Consider the following 16,372-nt stretch of genomic DNA (forward strand, 5'->3'; position numbering starts at 1 on the left):
TGTTTCAGGGGCGAGGTGCACTGCGCGCCTCCTTCCCGGTATCGAAATCGGCTCAGAACGGGGAGTAGAATTCGTAGGCGGCAGGCTGGGCGAACAGCGGCGCGCCGCGCTTGAGGGTGCCTCGGGCAAGCAACATCGCCAGGCTACTCGAACGCAGGCAGGAGCCTGTCCCGCGAATTTTCGATGTGCGCACGCATGGCTTTTTCGGCGGCGTCCGGATCGCCCGCGGCAAAGGCAGCGAGAATAGCCTCGTGCTCGTCGAGCGCCTCTTCGGTCACCCTGGAGTGATACATCAGCCGGAAGATATGGAAGTGGGTATGCTGGTGATTCAGTGTCTCGCGAATGAGTTCGTTTTGGGCGAACTCGACGATCTTGTCGTGGAAGATGGCATCCTGACGGGCGAAGTTCGAATAGCGCAGGCGTTCGTCTTTCCCCACCCGCCGAGCCATGACGCCGGCCGCCTCCTGCAGCGCGGCAAGGCGCTCGCCGTCCATTGTTGCGGTGGCTTTGGCCGCGGCGGCAGGTTCAAGCAATAGACGCAGCTCGTAAAGCTCGTCGAAGCGCCGGCGGGTGATTTGTGGGGCGGCGCGATAGCCGATCAGGTGGGTTTTCAGAACCAGCCCTTCCCCCTCCAGCCTGCCAAGCGCTTCACGAATGGGGGTATGCGAGACGTTGAATTCCTTGACGAGATTGTCGACGGTGATGCGCGATCCCGGAGCAATCCTCAAAGACATGAGCTGCGCGAATATTGCTTCGTAAACGTCGCCAGCCAGGCTGTTGGCGCGCTGAATACGACGGGTCGCACGGGCTTCATTGTCAACCGTCAGGTCCGTGTTCTGCATCGTTTGCCTCTTGACAGAACCACCCACTAACACGATGCTCCGCGAAACTCAATCCTATATCCTATACGATTTTATTAGAGGGCATCGCATGATCATGACCTGCAGCGCCGAGGTCGGCCTCTGGCACGAAGCCAAGCCTGTCGGCTTCCAACCGGTCTTCGCAGGATCTTGTGCATGAGCTTGTTTGCAGCGGCGCGCCTGCCGAGCGAGATTCTGTTCGGCAAAGGCCAGCGCCATGTCCTGCCTGCCATCGCCGCCAAATATGGGCGCCGCGCGTTCGTCTGTACCGATGAGCGCTTCGCGGCGACGTCGCAGTTCGCCGAGATTCTCGCTGGCTTGCACAACGCGGCGATCGAGACGTTGGTCTTCGACCGAACGCTGCCGGATGTGCCGCGCGACAGCGTCGCCGCCTGCATTGCGCAAGCGAAAGATTTCAAGCCGGACATGGTGATCGGCATCGGGGGCGGCAGTTGCCTCGACATGGCCAAATGCGCTGCACTTCTGCTCAGCCACGGCGGCAAGCTCGAGGACTACTATGGCGAGTTCAAGGTACCCGGCCCTACCCTTCCGGTGATCGCAGTGCCGACGACGGCTGGAACAGGCTCCGAGGTGACCCCCGTTGCCGTGATCTCCGACCCGGATCGGACGCTGAAAGTGGGTATCGCCAGTCCGCATCTCATCGCAGCAGTGGCGCTTTGCGATCCGGATCTGACGGTGACCTGTCCACCTTCCTTGACGGCGATCGCCGGCGCCGACGCGCTGACGCACGCAATCGAGGCCTTCACAGCGGCCAAACGCGGCGCCGACCCTCATTTGCCGCAACAGCACGTGTTCATCGGCAAGAGCGCTCTGACCGATCATTTCGCGCTTTTGGCCATCAGGCTGCTCGGCCGCAGTCTGGAAAAGGCATATCGCGACGGATCGGACGAGGATGCGCGCGCCGACGTGATGATGGGAGCGCTGGCCGCCGGTTGCGCTTTCGGCACGGCGGGAACGGCCGCCGCCCATGCGGTGCAGTATCCCGTCGGTGCGCTTACCCACACCCCGCATGGTCTGGGGGTCGCCACCATGCTGCCCTATGTGATGGCCTACAACCTGGCCGCAGCAGCCGCGGAGATTGCGGAAGTCGGCACTGCTCTTGGCCTTTCCCTTCAGGGCGGCGGCGCCGATGCCTTGGCGCACGCCACCATCCGGGAGGTGAGCCGGCTGTTTGGCGCCATCGGCATCACGCCGACATTGGCCGAACTGGGTCTTCCCGAAGACAAGATCGACTGGACGGCCGAGCAGGCGCTCGGCATCGACCGATTGATCAAGAACAATCCGCGTCCGTTCGACCGCGCCGCGATGCGACGGCTGGTCAGGGCTGCCTATGACGGCGACATGTCCGCCACCATGATGTGATCGACCAGGAGTTCATCCAATGAACATTGCCGCAGGCATATCCGACGAGGATCAAGATATGTTCGACTACGCCACGGTCTCGCACGGTCTCTACATTGGCGGACGCTGGCGCCCCTCATCGGAGGGCCGCGTGATCGAAGTGGTCGATCCCTCGACCGAAGCCGTAATCGCTGCGGTTCCCGATGCAACGCTCACTGATGCCGCCGCCGCCGTCGACGCTGCCGCGAAGGCGGCGGCCGGCTGGCGCGAGACCCCGCCACGCAGGCGATCGGAAATCCTGCGGCGCTGCTTCGAACTGATGACCGAACGGATGGAGACGTTGGCTGCGCTGATCTCGCTGGAGAACGGCAAGGCGCTGCGCGATGCGCGCGGTGAAGTCGCCTACGCCGCTGAGTTTTTCCGCTGGAACGCCGAGGAGGCGGTCCGCATCAGCGGCGAGTTCGGCCTTGCACCCTCGGGCGCGAACCGGATCATTGTCGACTACCAGCCCATCGGCATTTGCGTGCTCATCACGCCATGGAATTTCCCAGCCGCCATGGCGACACGTAAAATCGCTCCGGCGCTGGCGGCCGGCTGTACGGTGATCCTGAAGCCCGCCAGCGAGACGCCGCTGACGGCCTATGCGCTTGCGGCGCTCTACGAGGAGGCCGGCGTGCCGCCCGGCGTCGTCAACGTCCTGACGACCTCGACCCCCGGACCGGTGACGGCGGCCATGCTGGCCGATCCGCGCGTGCGAAAGCTGTCCTTCACCGGCTCGACCGGCGTCGGGCGCGTGCTGCTGGCCGAAGCCGCGAAACACGTCATCTCCTGTTCCATGGAGCTTGGCGGCAACGCACCCTTCATCGTCTTCGACGACGCCGACCTGGAAGCCGCCCTCGACGGTGCGATGGTTGCCAAGATGCGCAACGCCGGCGAAGCCTGCACGGCCGCCAACCGGCTTTACGTCCAGGCCGGCATCCATGATGCTTTCGCGGAAGGCTTGAGCAAACGCATGGCGGCACTCAACGTGGGCCCGGGCACAGACTCAGACACAGAATGCGGGCCGATGATCACCAGGAAGGCTGTGCACAAGATCGACCGGCTTGTGCAGGACGCCGTTGCCCGCGGCGCCAAAATCCTGTGTGGTGGCGGCGTATCTGAAGGCAGAGGCTTTTTCTATCCGCCAACGGTGCTCAAGGACGTGCCGGCCGACGTTGCCATGGCTCACGAGGAGATCTTCGGTCCCGTGGCGCCGATCAGTCGCTTCGAAAGCGAGGCGGATGTCATCTCCAAAGCCAATGACACCGAATACGGTCTCGCTGCCTACATCTATACGCGCGACCTGGGCCGGGGGATGCGCGTGGCATCGAAGATCGAGTCCGGCATGATCGCGCTCAACCGCGGCCTGATGTCGGATCCGGCGGCGCCTTTCGGAGGTGTCAAGCAGAGCGGGCTAGGCCGCGAAGGCGGTCAGAAGCACGGCGTTGCCGAGTTCATGGAGGCCAAGTACATCGCCGTGACCCTGTGAGCGGACATCACGCCAAAGATCCGTTTCGCATTCGCGATCATGTGGTCGAGTTCGATGACATCGTCGCCGAGATCGTTCGCAGAAGCGAGGAGACCAGGGCGAACGTTCCCATGGTCGCCGATGTCGCCTACGGGGCTGACGCCACCGAAACCGTGGATCTGTTCTTTCCCGAGGGCAAACAGGACCGCCTGCCGGTGCACATGTTCATCCACGGGGGCTATTGGCGCATGTTCTCCAAGCGCGACTATTCCTACGTCGCCCAGACCGTTACGAACGCAGGTGCGATCGCGGTCATTGTCGACTACGCGCTGATGCCGACCGTCAGGATGGCCAGGATCGTCGACCAGGTGCGCCGCGCCAAGCGATGGGTATTTGACAATGTCGTACACCATGGCGGCGATCCCGACCTGTTGACCGTTAGCGGTCATTCCGCCGGCGCGCATCTGGCAACAATGCTTTTCGACGGGGACAAGCGGCCTTCCGGCATCAAAGCTGCGCTGCTGCTTGGCGGCCTTTACGACCTGAAGCCACTGCAGATGTCGTTCCTTGCCGCGGAGATCGCGATCACCGACGAGGAGGCCCGCCGATTCTCGCCCATCAATCACAGTTTCGATCCATCCGTGGACGTAGATATCTTGGTCGGCGCCGATGAAACGCCGCCGTTCCACAGCCAGGCCGCACTCTTCACGGACCACCTTGACAAGCAGGGACTGACTGTTTCGCGCACCACCCTTGGTGGGGCCAATCACATGAGCAGCGTCCGTGACCTTGGCTTGGCTGGTACCGAGGCCGCGTCACTGCTGGCCCGCGTCGTGGCCGCCTGAGACTTCCGCCAGAAGCGCTGCTGGACGCGACCGTTCTGCAAAGTAGCGTCGCAGCATCGGGTACCGACAGCGGTGGCGAATCTCCCGCCACCGCTCCCCATACCGTAAGCCCGCCGTCGATGTCGACGTCGACGTGGTTCATGCTTTCCAGCGTGATTGAGCTTGATAACCGATGTCGGCGATCGCCGTCATGCCGGCAGCGCAGTTGAGTTCCCAAAGCCAACCGGCCAAAGATGCCCCTCAGGGGAGAGCGGGCCGGCGTTCCGTAACCTCGCCTTCAGAATATGATAGCCCGCGGCACCCGGAGAAGGGAATCTGCGCTCTCAAACCAGCATCGACTGCTGGGCGAAGATGCCCGCCGTCGCGCCGTGCGATATTGCCAGGGTGACCGATGGCGGCGTGAGGGGGTTGGCGAGGTCGCCCGCGGCGTAGATGCCGGGCATGCTGGTTTCGCGGCGCTCGTCGACCTTGAGGATTACGCCGAGGGGCGTATCGACCGTGGCGAGGCCCAGTGATTCATGCAGGCCTGCGGATGGCTTGTTGCGCGGATGCGCGAACAGGATGTCGACCGCGACATTGGGGCCGGTATCGAGCTTGACGGTGGCGTTATGCCCCCCGTGATGGGCGATCTCGATGATCCGGCCGTCGACGACAGGTATGTTGCGGCGCGCCAGACCGGCCCGGATATCGGGCGGAATGTCGTGACCATCGGCAAAGACCGTCAACCTGTCGGTCCAATCGTGGAACAGCCTGACCTGATTCATCGACTGTGGGCCGGACCAGACGAGGCCCCAATGCTGGCCGGCGACTTCAAAGCCGTCGCAATAGGGGCAGGGCACGATGGACGTGCCCCAGCTTTCGGCAAAGCCCGGAACATCAGGCATCTGGTCGACGACGCCATAGCTCAGGATCAGCCGGCGCGCGCCCAGGCTTCCGCCATCGCCAGTGAGCACGGAGAAATCGTCGATGGCCCCGGACAGGCTGTCGGCCCGGGCATTGACCAGCTTGATCGTGGGATAGCGCGCCAGCTGCCGCCGCGCCTCGGCCAGGATGTCCAGCGGCGGCTTGTGATCGTGGCCGAGCAGGCCATGCGAGTGGCCGGCGAAGCGGTTGCGCGGCAGGCCGGTATCAAGAACGGTGACCTTGCGGCGGGCACGGCCGAGTTGCAGGGCGCCGGCGAGACCGGCAAAGCTGCCGCCGATGATAATGACGTCATCCATGATGGGCTCCGTGTTGTGGATGAGGGGCCGGTTGGACCTGGTTGAAACCTACCCATCGGCTTGCGCATTTCAGAAACTACATGGTATCGTAATCCAAGAATTAGGATACTGTCAAGGACTGGAATTGTCGTGACCGAAAATAGCCAGGGCCGGCGCGGCCGGCCCGCCAACGAGGCGCTTGGCCAAACGATACTCGACGCTGCGTCCGAACTCTTTGTCGAATTGGGGTTTCAAGCGACGACATTGGACAAGGTCGCCCAGCGGGCGAAGATATCCAAGCTCAGCATCTATCGGCACTTCGAGAACAAGGAGGCGCTGTTCAGCGCGGCCATCGCGTCCGGCTGCCATCAATTGTTTGCACCACAGGCCCTTCTTGAAGGCATCGACGGTTCGGTCGAGGATCATCTCATGGCGGTGGGATCATCCCTGCTTCGCACGCTGTTGAGATCAGATGTCCGCAGTGTCGAAGCCATGGTAATGGCCGACCAGACGAATCCAAGGTCCTTAAGCAAGCTCCATTACGAAGCCGGCCCCGCCCATGTCATCGCCCAAATCGAGGCCCTGTTGCGTCAGTTGCACGCGAAGGCGGTTCTGAACGTGCCCGATCCTCTCCGGTCCGCCCGCTTGTTTGCCGCGCTTTTCAAAGGATCCGATCTCCTGATTATCGCACGCTTCGATCAGGCGAGAGCAGCGGACGACAACGAAATCGAATCCTATTGCCGGTCGGCCGTCGCCATGTTCATCGCTGCGCACGGCTAGCACTCCGCCCTGCCCGCTAATCATTGTATTTCTGCGAAATACTCCGCTAGAGCCGCTGTCGCGATGGCGCCCATCCACCTCGTGTCGATCGCGTCGGGTCGGGCTGCGCGCCCGCCGGTGAGCGGCATCTCCTACCTGCTCCGGTCACACAGCGCTGACCCTTGAGCGCCTCGGCCGACCTGTGAGGGCGAGGAAGAGAATGCCGGTTATGGCCGCGAGAATCGAGCAGATGAGGTGTCGATCGCCGCGAAGGGACACCTGCGGACGGACCTTCTTTGGTACACTTGAGTACGTCCATTCGTGGCTCGGGCTCCAGCGGTTCGTGCCCCGACGCGCCCGCGAAGGCCGCTGGTGCCCGCGACAGATCCTTCCAAGGTGCGGGTCTGGAATGGCCCAAAAATTCTCTCGAGCTCCCGGAACATCGGTCCGCCCCTGTGGTTCGACAAGCAGCGGCACAGTCGATCCAACCAGGCATCGGCCCGCTTAGGACAGGCGCGAGGTCCCTACCCACAGATCTTGCGAAAATAGGAGCAAGCTATGCGAGCGTTGGTCTGGCACGGCAAGGAAGACATACGCTGCGATCAGGTTTCGGACCCGGAAATTGAGGATGAACGTGACGCGATCATCAAGGTGACGAGTTGTGCCATATGCGGCTCCGACCTTCACCTCTACCACAACTATGTGCCAGCCATGCTGCCCGGCGACATCATGGGCCACGAGATGATGGGAGAGGTCGTTGAGGTCGGCAAGGGCGTCAACGGCGCTCTGAAGAAGGGAGACCGCATCGTCGTGCCGTTCACCATAATCTGCGGTGAGTGCGACCAGTGCAAGCGACAGAACTTTTCGGTTTGCGAACGCACAAACCGCAAGAAGAATCTCGGTGACAAGGTGTTCGGGCACACCACCGCGGGTCTGTTCGGCTACACTCATTTGACCGGCGGCTATCCTGGGGGACAGGCGGAATACATGCGTGTGCCGTTCGCCGATGCCACGCACGTAAAGGTGCCTGACAGCCTTACCGACGAGCAGGTTCTCTTCCTCGGCGATATTTTTCCTACCGGATGGCAGGCGGCGGCACAGTGCGACATTGAGCCCACCGATACGGTTGCGGTGTGGGGCTGTGGCCCAGTCGGGCAGATGGCCATACGCAGCGCCCTGCTGCTCGGCGCGAAACAGGTGGTGGCGATCGATTGCCTGCCGGAGCGGCTTTCCATGGCCGCGGCCGGCGGCGCCATCGCCATCAATTTCGCCGAGGAAAGTGTCGTCGAACGACTGCGGGAACTCACCGGCGGAAAGGGCCCGGAGAAGTGCATCGATTGCGTCGGAATGGAAAGCCACGTCTCGCTGGGCCAGCCCGATACCGTCTACGATCGCGCAAAGCAGTTGATGCTGATGGAAAATGATCGACCGCACGTTTTGCGTGAGATGATCTATGTCTGCCGGCCGGCCGGCGTGATCTCGATCCCCGGCGTCTACAGCGGGCTGGTCGACAAGATTCCGATGGGACAGGCAATGAACAAGGGGCTCACCTTCCGAATGGGGCAGACCCATGTCAACCGTTGGACCGAGGATCTGTTGCGCCGCATCGAAGATGGCCAGATCGACCCATCCTTCGTCATCACACATACCGTGGGGCTCGAGCAGGGACCCGAGATGTACAAGGTGTTTCGCGACAAGCAGGACAGCTGCATCAAGGTTGTGCTGAAACCGTAGGGAAATCGTCATGAACGTGATTGCCAAACTTACCAACATCACCCGATCGCCTGGCGATCCCAAAGTGCTGAAGACTGGGCAGAGTGCGGTCGCGGCCTCCGATGGCCTTGCCCGCAAGCTCGGCTGGTTCAGCATCGCGCTTGGCGTCGCCGAGCTGGTTGGCGCCGAGCGGATTGCCGGCGCGCTCGGCATGCGCGGCAAGGAAGATCTGATCCGCGCTTATGGGGCGCGGGAAATAAGCAGCGGCATACTCTCGCTTTCAGTGGACAAGCAAGCGGGGCTGTGGAGCCGGGTGGCCGGCGACGGCCTGGATATCGCGACATTGCTGACAGCGTATCGGCCTGGCAACCCAAAGCGCGATAATGTAGGCCTTGCGCTTGCGATGGTCGCCGGCATCACATTGCTCGACATCATCGGTGCGAAAAGCGTGACCGCGCGCCACTCTCGGAGCGGGACCAAGCCACGCGATTACAGCGATCGAAGCGGCTTTCCCGGAGGCACTGCCGCAGCCCGCGACCGCGCCCGCTCGCAGCGCAGCCAGGAAGCCGGCGCAGCCTGATAGAGATTTCCGAACCCTGGCGGCATGCGACCTGGACAGGTGGCATCTCGTCAGGCCCTAACGCCAGAGGTGGTTGCTCTCGGCGAGCCGAGTTTGCTGGAACAGAGTGGACCGTCGAGTGGCCGTTCTCGCCGTCCCCTGGATCACGGCCGCGGATGGTTGTGTGGCCGGTGCGTTAAAGGCAGGAAGCAAGCAGCGATGCGACCAGGCGTCTAGCCTTCCATGTCTCGTACCTTGGCCAGGTTCCGGCGATCCTCAGGCCGAGCCGCGTTCGGGAAGCTCGGTCTCTTCCGCCACCCCTTTCCGCAGGTCTCGGCGCAAGCGTTCCGCTTCGTCGGAATTATTATCGTCGTCTGTCCGCTCGAGTTCGCGATCGATTGTCTCGCGCGACCCCTCTGCCGGATCCTGTTGCGGAGATGTGTTCGGGCCGGTTTCGATCTTGCCGTCGCCGGGAACGGTGCGGTAGCGAGACTTCGTCATCTTCAGCTTCCCTTTCATCTGTCATCTGCCTCGGCATCTCCGATGGCATGAATTTTGGCCGCTTCCTGCCGAACCGGATCGTCGACGCTTTGTTCCGGGAAAGCCCCCGCAGGTTCGTGCTGGTCGGCCCCGGGGCATTGGTCGATGCCCTTGCCGGGAAGCATCCTATGCCAACGAGGTCGGCGGCAGCCTCATCGATGTCGTTACCACATGTGGGCTGTGAAGGCGTTTTCGGCCGGACACGCGAGCACGCCAGGCTCGCGGCGAGTTTTCGAACCGAAGCAGATGCGCAGCCTAACAGCTGGATGTATACGGAAAAGGCTGCCTCATCCACGACATCGCGCTTTCGGTAATGGCCGGCGGCATGCTCGTCTGGGCGGTCCGGCAGCTGGTAGCGAACTGGTCATAGGCCTTTGCAAGCCGCGTCGATGAAGCGGGTGCGGTAGCGCTGGTCGGTGTAGCGTCGACGCATCCGTCAATCGGAGAAAAGCGCGACCGCTTTTGGGACCTCACTGTTTTTTCCACCGGGCTCGACATCTCACTATCATAGTTGATTGTGGCTGCCGGTGACCCTGCGTAATGGATAGCCATTCCAACTCTCCAACAGGAAAACGGTATGTTGTATCCGGGTCGGTTTTTGGGGCCAAGCGACATTGAGATGCTCGCCCAGGTTTGTCACACGGTCTGCAAAGAGCGCGCCCTACCTCTTGCTTCGCAGAACGGAGAGCGCATAGCCGCGCACATACTCAAGCTGTTTATGAACGGCTTGATTGGGCAGAATGAACTGCTCGATGCCGAGAGGAACTGGGCTCTTCGGCTTGACCGTTCGGTCCAGCAGACGATGTCAACTACGCGCACATGAGAGGCCGCGGGACCCAGTTTGGTTCTTACAGCCGAACACCCGCCGCTATCTGAGATATGTTGCGGGGTTTTCTTCGCCGCGGAGTGATCCGATACAGTGCGCGGAAATCATGGCAATCCTGTTCGCAGTGATTCTATTGAGCGTAATCGCAGTCGCATTCTTGGTCGTCGGAAAGCCGCCAAGGCCAGTTGGGAACAAACCTGACGTTTAAGCGTTTGTAGAGCCCTTCCACCGGGCAACTCACCGAAATGCTTCTTGCCGTGCATGATGCGATGTCGACGGCCGTTTTGGCGGGCAGGAGCGCCAATGCGGAAATAGTAGGCGTGGTCGACCTCACCAACAAAGCTGAGGTCGACATCGGCATCACCAGCTTGGGAAGAGCCATCCAGTTCGTGGCCAACGCCTCGGTGCTTGGATACGACATTCGCGGCGCCATGGTCTTCTATGGCGCGCCCGGTACCCCGAGCCTAAGGGCGAGAGAGTGCGAGCGCTTGTGGGCGCAGTTTGGCGGCGCGCTTCTACAGCCGTAGCTCTATCAGGACGTTCGCCCCGCCCATTCTTGGTATGAACGCGTACGGAACTGAGGCGCTACCCAGCCGCAGCGGGAATGGCTCAGTGGTAGCTCTAGCTTGGCGACCGCACTAAGCAGCTTTTCGGTGATGGGCTTTGAGCGGCTGAGCCAGCGTGAGAACGTTCGGCCGCATATCTGCCGGTGCCTGCTTTCATGTGACTGGGCGGGGCTATCGGGGAGCCGGGTTGACCACTGGGCCCTTAGCCGAGGGAAGCAAAGTACGGCAACCTCGCTCTTTGCTGGCTAACATCCTTCCGCTCTCAGGGACCGGACCATGCGCACAACAACAGAATCATACGGTTTCTTTTCGGATTTCCGATAATTCATTGTGAAAAGCGCGGCACGCTCGTTGCAGACCATAATTGCACGGACATAGCGAATCTCACCATTCTTGACCCCGGAGTAGCTGGCCCATTTCGGGGCTATGCGCCGATAGGTCAGTCGCCAACCGGCCTTTTCGTCCTCGATCATGCGATGTTCAATCTCGGCGCGAAAACTTGCTTTGCCCAGTCGCGCGCCCCAAACGACCAGAAACGCGTCTCTTGGGCCCTGAAAAGCCGCGCCCTGCTCCGAATTCTGGGTCAGGACGAAATTCGGAGGAATATCGAAACTAAAGCCAAGCTGTCGGACGCCGAAGGGCTGCCACGCCTCGGCCTGAAGCAACGTGGTCCAAAAGAGAAAAACTGTAAGTCCCAGCAGTAGGCGTCGCATTGCTCTGATTTAGCGCTGGCTAACATGGTGTCCAGACGGACAGAGGTCCGTGACATAAAAAATATGCATTATGGCCGCGCAGCATATGGACGCGGGATTCGCTATTGACGGCTTGCGGTCGAAACGGCTTCCGTCCCACGAAAGGAGAGGACGCAGAGGGAATTGGTGCGTCGGTATGATCGACTGGCAGAAAATTGGCGAGGCCGAATGTCCAACGTTCATTGCCCGCAAAAATGGGCGCCGGCTTCCTCTTGTGCCTAGGGAAGAAGAGCCGAAATTATTCCCTGACGAAGACCCTGATCTACCTCAGACGGGGGGCATGCCCTGTAACTTCGCCGTGACCTGATCCCCTTCGGGGAACAATCAGATCGAGCTCCAGTTTGGCCTTCCAAGCGAAGGCACTGATGGAGCATGCCATGAGATTTCCACACAGCACGACGGCCGCGGCCGCCGTTTTCATTGCCCTGACCTCCCCCGCGCTCGCCCAGACAAGCGGAACACCATCACCCTCGACACCTGCACCCGCTCCGGCAACCGAACCGCCGGCCGCCGGACAGTTGCCGGATGCGACCGGACAAGCGGATGGACCAACACGCGAAATGATCCGCCAGATGGTTGAGCAAGCTGTCCGTGAGCGACTGCAGCAGGATCGCGGTTCCGAAGAGGGTTTCCGCGAGGAAGATAGTCGCAACTATCAAGGCGATCGCAACGAGGATGCTGACCGCCACGATGAAGATGGCGACCGTTGGCAGAACCACGGTGGCCGCGATCGTGGACACAGAATGGCTGGACGCTGGCATCATCAGATGATGCGCGGTGCCGGCATGCGACTGATGTTCGGTCTGTTGGACACCGATGGCGACGGATCGGTGTCCGAGGACGAGGTTAAACGCGCGGTGGGCAGGATGTTCAGTAGCATTGACGAGAATGGTGATGGCAAGATCGATGTGAACGAGATCCAGTCCTTCATGCATGGCTCCAGCATGCATGGCACTGATAGCGAGGACACGCCGTAGCTGTCTTCAAAGGGCCCTCCCTCGGACAAAGCGGGCGCGTGGCGGCCGATCCCGAAGCGGTGACTCTTGGCTGTTAGGCGCCCGGCGGCCCTAGTCAGCACCCTCTAGGCTTGAGCTATTCCCGCAGTCCCGTGAGACGCCAGCCATGACAAAAAAGGCTTCGCATTGCTGATCGAGGAACGATCGAAGCCGACCACGCAGGGTCACTCGGGCGCCCGGTCCTCCCAGCAGAACGAAGGATGCGGCGATCAAGTCGTCGCCATTGATACGTCCTTGGCTGTCCTCCAACATAGTTGCAACCTTGTGGAAGGCCATCATTTCACCCGCGTCAATCTGCGCTTCACGCATCTTGGCTGTGAGATCAGCCACGCGATTTCCTAACGAATGTGATTTTGCAGTCTCGCAATTCGACATATTAGTCATCCTTTGCCTTGGGGTTTCACGCTGCCGAACGCAATGCTTCAGCGGATGTTCCGAATTTGGCCATCAGTCTTATGGGATAGGACTTGCGTCTGATTGCGGTTGGAAGAAGCCCGAACGGCGGAACACGCAGCCGGACGCCGAATTGGAAACCCACCGTCGATCGAAGTCCCTTGTCGCCGGTTGAGATCCCGCCATCTTCACTGTCGAGAGGGTGGCGGGATCGCCTTCCGAGGAGCGACGCATATGAGGTAATAGATATTTGGCAGATGTACTCACGGCCATCCTGCTCGCTTCTTTTGTCTGCGCATGTTCATTCTTTTCGGGAAACCCCATCTCTCCAACAACACGCAACAACCGCGTTGCTACCCACGATTGATGCGATGACAACTGCATCAACAAAGCAAAGCCTCTTCGCCTAAGGTGCGATTGCCGCGGGCTTTTTCGACTTGAAGGTCGTCCAACGCGCCCGGTGGTCAGGCCATGGCGTTCAGCGGGAGCCAGGTAGACTCATCGCGAAAATCCCGCAGCGAGGCATGTCGCAAGTCCTCCTCGCCGCGTGCGGATACTGGAATCCGCCTGGCTCGTTGTGACAGGCATGCGAAGATGAGTGTCGGCGCATGGACGCGGAAAAACCCGCCAGCTTGAGCCAGCGGGCCTTGTGATGGGATGGCCCGCGCGTGCGGTCAAGGCTGCGCGGGCCGACCATGATGAATGAGGGGACATCTTGGTCACCGGCACGACCGATGAAGAACGAGCCGGGTGTCACAGAACACCCTTGGAGCGAGGATGTTCCCGTCCGCGCAAAAAAACCCGCCGGCGTGAGCCGGCGGGCAGCCGCTATTTTGCCGTCAAGAGGACAGACCGCTTGCGGCCCACCCACTGCAGCATTTTTCCACTTTGAGCCGAAATCATTCTCAACTATGGTTCGCCAGGCTTAAGGCATGGGGGATTGCCGATGGTTTTATCACGCAGGGGTGTCGTGCTCGGCGGTCTGGCGCTGGTCGCGGTCGGTGGAACCGGCAATATTGTTCAAGCCGCGGCGGCAAAATCCTTTTTCGCCGGTACCGCAAGCGATAACGATTTCGTCTATCGCAAGACCAACTTCGCCAAGATCGACAAGAGATGGCATCGCCAGATCGTCAAGTATTTCAGCAGCGAGCCGGTCGGCACCGTCGTGGTCGATACCCACCACCACTTCCTCTACCTCATCATGGAAAACAAGACTGCCATCCGCTACGGCGTCGGCGTAGGCAAGGAAGGCTTCAAATGGTACGGCCGCGCGACGATCGATCGCCGCGCGCTGTGGCCGCAATGGGTCCCGCCCCCCGAAATGCGTGAGCGCAAACCGGACTTACCGCCCATGATCGCAGGCGGCGCGTCCAACAATCCGCTCGGGCCGCGCGCGCTCTATCTGTACCGCGACGGCGCCGACATCGGCTACCGCCTGCATGGCACGCTGGAGCCATGGAGCATCGGCACCGACGCTTCCAGCGGCTGCATCCGCATGTTCCCCGAAGACATCATCGACCTCTACCAGCGGTGCCCGATCGGCACCGCGGTGGAGGTCCTGCCGCACATCGCCGACCAGGCGCCCGCTTCCACCACTGTCGAATGATTGGCGCATCATGAACCGCATGATTGAAAACACGTGCCGGCTGCTCGCAGCCGGCCTGCTGGTTGTGGCCGCATCCTGCTCGACCAGCAACACGCTGGCCCCGTCCACGCCTGACGTCACCAACGCCGAGATTGCCGGCTTCCAGAACGTGCAGCCGGGAAGCGAGGAGGATTTTATCCTCAATGTCGGCCGCCGCACCTATTTCACGAAAGGTTCGGCCGCGCTCGATTCTGTCGCCAAGGCCACCCTCGACACCCAGATCGCCTGGTTGACAAAGCATCCGCGCTGGCTGCTCAAGCTGCAGGGTTTCGCCGACGATCCCGGCGCAAGTGAAACGGCGCTGTCGCAGCAGCGCGCCGATGCGGTGATGGACTACCTCGCCGCCGGCGGCATAGACCGGAACCGCATGTGGGCCAAGGGCTACGGCAAGGACAGGCTCGTCCGCGACTGCCCCGACTCCGCCTGCAGGTCGCAGAACCGCCGCGTTGTGTCTAATTTGCGCGATGAGAGGGACGAGTCGTAGAGGCTGCTGTTTTGCTGGCCGCCAAATCAGTCTCACAACGCGACGGCGGCATGGCTGCAATGCGCCTATCAGGGACATTCACCCAGCGTTTGCCCCCCCGAAACCTGACGCTCCGGTGAACCCGGAATGAAGTCAGCTTCCCGTCTACCAACCTCCGGCTCAGGGCCTGGTGGGAGGCTTCGGCATGCGCCTCGACCAGTTTGCGGACGTGGCGGTTGTCCGCGATCCTGATCGGCATGAACCTCGCCACATGTCGGTGTGCTACGGGGAGTGGGCGCCGTGGAGCTGGCAGGTACGCTCGCTCAAAGCATCGGCCGTCCACCGGTGACCTCGTAGAGTGCGCCGGTGGTGTAGCTCGATCCTTCCGAGGCAAGCAGCACATAGGTCGCTGCAAGCTCTGCCGGTTGCCCGGGACGCTTGAGCGGTGTGTTCTTCCCGAACTCCTTGACCTTCTCAGAGGGCATTGTCGACGGGATCAGCGGCGTCCAAATCGGCCCGGGAGCGACCGCGTTTACCCGAATGCCGCGTTCAGCTACCAGTCCTGCAAGTCCGGCGGTGAAGTTGGCGATCGCTCCTTTGGTAGTGGCGTAGGCAAGCAGTGCCGGCGAGGGACTGGTCGCGTTGATTGAGGATGTGTTGATGATGGTCGAGCCGGGTTCCATGTGCTTCACTGCTTCCTGGGACAGATAGAACATCGCATAGACATTGGTGCGAAAGGTGAGATCCCATTCCTCCGCGCTGATGTCCTCCAGCTTCTCGAACGACGCCTGGTGGGCTGCATTGTTGACGAGGATGTCCAGGCGCCCGCATTCATCGATAGCTCGCTGCACAAGCGACCGCGCGAAGATTTCGTCCGAGATGTCGCCGGGTGCGAGCACCGCCTTGCGCCCCGCTTCCTCGACCAAGCGCGCCGTCTCCTGCGCATCTTCGTCCTCTTCAAGATAGGAGATCATGACGTCGGCGCCTTCGCGTGCAAACGCGATAGCCACCGCCCGGCCGATGCCCGAGTCCGCGCCGGTGATCAGCGCGACGCGGTCCGTCAGCTTACCGCTGCCGCGATAGCTCTCCTCTCCGTGGTCGGGCCGTGGATCCATCTCGTCGGTATAGCCGGGCATGTCCTGCTGCTGTTCGGGAAGCGGCGGCTGAGGATATTTCTGCTGGGCATCCTGCATGTCAGCTCCTTTTTTGGCTGGAGTTGCGGTTGTGTCGATCCGGTTCCGTGATCGGTCCCTTGGCGGCTTTCGAGCCACCGCCCCATTCCTCGGCCTTGCACGCTTGGTCGCCGCCCATGAGGTCCGGCGAACCGCGATTTGCGGTGCCGCTGTCGGTCTTGTTCAACTCGTGCT

Annotated in this window: 17 protein-coding genes; 10 read left to right on the forward strand and 7 right to left on the reverse strand. The window is 61.5% G+C overall.

The features are described 5' to 3' along the window. Positions 1-143: 143 nt before the first annotated feature. Positions 144-842, reverse strand: coding sequence for a GntR family transcriptional regulator (locus tag NKJ77_RS19665; RefSeq protein WP_023710074.1), 699 nt, complete (start codon positions 840-842; stop codon positions 144-146). A gap of 174 nt (positions 843-1,016) precedes the next feature. Here NKJ77_RS19665 and NKJ77_RS19670 point away from each other — a divergent pair, with 174 nt between their 5' ends. Genes NKJ77_RS19670 through NKJ77_RS19680 form a run of 3 tightly spaced genes read left to right on the forward strand, consistent with a single transcriptional unit; the run spans position 1,017 to position 4,574 of the window. Next, positions 1,017-2,243 (forward strand): iron-containing alcohol dehydrogenase, encoded by a 1,227-nt coding sequence (locus tag NKJ77_RS19670; RefSeq protein WP_352535606.1) that lies wholly within the window; start codon positions 1,017-1,019, stop codon positions 2,241-2,243. Positions 2,244-2,301: 58 nt separating this feature from the next. After that, positions 2,302-3,750 (forward strand): NAD-dependent succinate-semialdehyde dehydrogenase, encoded by a 1,449-nt coding sequence (locus tag NKJ77_RS19675; RefSeq protein WP_352535639.1) that lies wholly within the window; start codon positions 2,302-2,304, stop codon positions 3,748-3,750. Further along, positions 3,747-4,574 carry an alpha/beta hydrolase gene (locus tag NKJ77_RS19680; protein WP_352535607.1) on the forward strand — a complete coding sequence of 276 codons (828 nt, stop codon included), beginning with the start codon at positions 3,747-3,749 and terminating at the stop codon, positions 4,572-4,574. The genes NKJ77_RS19675 and NKJ77_RS19680 overlap by 4 nt, the downstream gene beginning before the upstream one ends. A gap of 323 nt (positions 4,575-4,897) precedes the next feature. On the opposite strand, the gene NKJ77_RS19685 is transcribed toward NKJ77_RS19680, so the two are convergent. Continuing rightward, the gene (locus NKJ77_RS19685) at positions 4,898-5,794 is read right to left on the reverse strand and encodes an NAD(P)/FAD-dependent oxidoreductase (protein ID WP_023738324.1); all 897 of its coding nucleotides are present in this window, start codon (positions 5,792-5,794) and stop codon (positions 4,898-4,900) included. A gap of 129 nt (positions 5,795-5,923) precedes the next feature. On the opposite strand from NKJ77_RS19685, the gene NKJ77_RS19690 reads away from it, so the two are divergent. From NKJ77_RS19690 to NKJ77_RS19700, 3 genes are all read left to right on the forward strand, one after another. Beyond that, complete coding sequence (locus NKJ77_RS19690; protein WP_352535608.1) at positions 5,924-6,553, forward strand: TetR/AcrR family transcriptional regulator; 630 nt, start codon at positions 5,924-5,926, stop codon at positions 6,551-6,553. A 537-nt stretch (positions 6,554-7,090) separates the two neighbouring features. Continuing rightward, positions 7,091-8,266, forward strand: coding sequence for a zinc-dependent alcohol dehydrogenase (locus NKJ77_RS19695; protein ID WP_352535609.1), 1,176 nt, complete (start codon positions 7,091-7,093; stop codon positions 8,264-8,266). Between the two features lie 10 nt (positions 8,267-8,276). Next, complete coding sequence (locus NKJ77_RS19700; protein ID WP_352535610.1) at positions 8,277-8,825, forward strand: hypothetical protein; 549 nt, start codon at positions 8,277-8,279, stop codon at positions 8,823-8,825. A 255-nt stretch (positions 8,826-9,080) separates the two neighbouring features. Here the strand turns inward: NKJ77_RS19700 and NKJ77_RS19705 are convergent, their stop codons facing one another. Next, a complete protein-coding gene (locus tag NKJ77_RS19705; RefSeq protein ID WP_352535611.1) occupies positions 9,081-9,305 on the reverse strand; it encodes a hypothetical protein in 225 nt (74 codons plus the stop codon). A 1,134-nt stretch (positions 9,306-10,439) separates the two neighbouring features. Here NKJ77_RS19705 and NKJ77_RS19710 point away from each other — a divergent pair. Continuing rightward, a complete protein-coding gene (locus NKJ77_RS19710; RefSeq protein WP_245260390.1) occupies positions 10,440-10,697 on the forward strand; it encodes a hypothetical protein in 258 nt (85 codons plus the stop codon). A gap of 284 nt (positions 10,698-10,981) precedes the next feature. On the opposite strand, the gene NKJ77_RS19715 is transcribed toward NKJ77_RS19710, so the two are convergent. Further along, positions 10,982-11,401, reverse strand: coding sequence for a hypothetical protein (locus NKJ77_RS19715; RefSeq protein WP_245266057.1), 420 nt, complete (start codon positions 11,399-11,401; stop codon positions 10,982-10,984). 464 nt (positions 11,402-11,865) lie between these two features. Between NKJ77_RS19715 and NKJ77_RS19720 the strand changes: the two genes are divergently transcribed. After that, on the forward strand, positions 11,866-12,465 hold the full coding sequence (locus NKJ77_RS19720; RefSeq protein ID WP_031194629.1) for an EF-hand domain-containing protein: 600 nt from the start codon (positions 11,866-11,868) through the stop codon (positions 12,463-12,465). Positions 12,466-12,555: 90 nt separating this feature from the next. Here NKJ77_RS19720 and NKJ77_RS19725 read toward each other — a convergent pair whose 3' ends face one another. After that, on the reverse strand, positions 12,556-12,834 hold the full coding sequence (locus NKJ77_RS19725; RefSeq protein ID WP_348625619.1) for a hypothetical protein: 279 nt from the start codon (positions 12,832-12,834) through the stop codon (positions 12,556-12,558). A 1,009-nt stretch (positions 12,835-13,843) separates the two neighbouring features. Between NKJ77_RS19725 and NKJ77_RS19730 the strand changes: the two genes are divergently transcribed. Then, positions 13,844-14,503 (forward strand): L,D-transpeptidase, encoded by a 660-nt coding sequence (locus NKJ77_RS19730; protein WP_352535612.1) that lies wholly within the window; start codon positions 13,844-13,846, stop codon positions 14,501-14,503. Between the two features lie 10 nt (positions 14,504-14,513). After that, a complete protein-coding gene (locus tag NKJ77_RS19735) occupies positions 14,514-15,026 on the forward strand; it encodes an OmpA family protein (RefSeq protein WP_023686887.1) in 513 nt (170 codons plus the stop codon). 302 nt (positions 15,027-15,328) lie between these two features. Here the strand turns inward: NKJ77_RS19735 and NKJ77_RS19740 are convergent, their stop codons facing one another. Beyond that, positions 15,329-16,198 (reverse strand): SDR family oxidoreductase, encoded by an 870-nt coding sequence (locus tag NKJ77_RS19740; RefSeq protein WP_023815136.1) that lies wholly within the window; start codon positions 16,196-16,198, stop codon positions 15,329-15,331. Between the two features lies 1 nt (position 16,199). Next, positions 16,200-16,364, reverse strand: a complete 165-nt coding sequence (locus NKJ77_RS19745) for a hypothetical protein (RefSeq protein ID WP_023815135.1) — start codon at positions 16,362-16,364, stop codon at positions 16,200-16,202. Positions 16,365-16,372 lie beyond the last annotated feature (8 nt).

This window comes from Mesorhizobium sp. M0052 (assembly GCF_040323255.1).
Classification (GTDB): domain Bacteria; phylum Pseudomonadota; class Alphaproteobacteria; order Rhizobiales; family Rhizobiaceae; genus Mesorhizobium.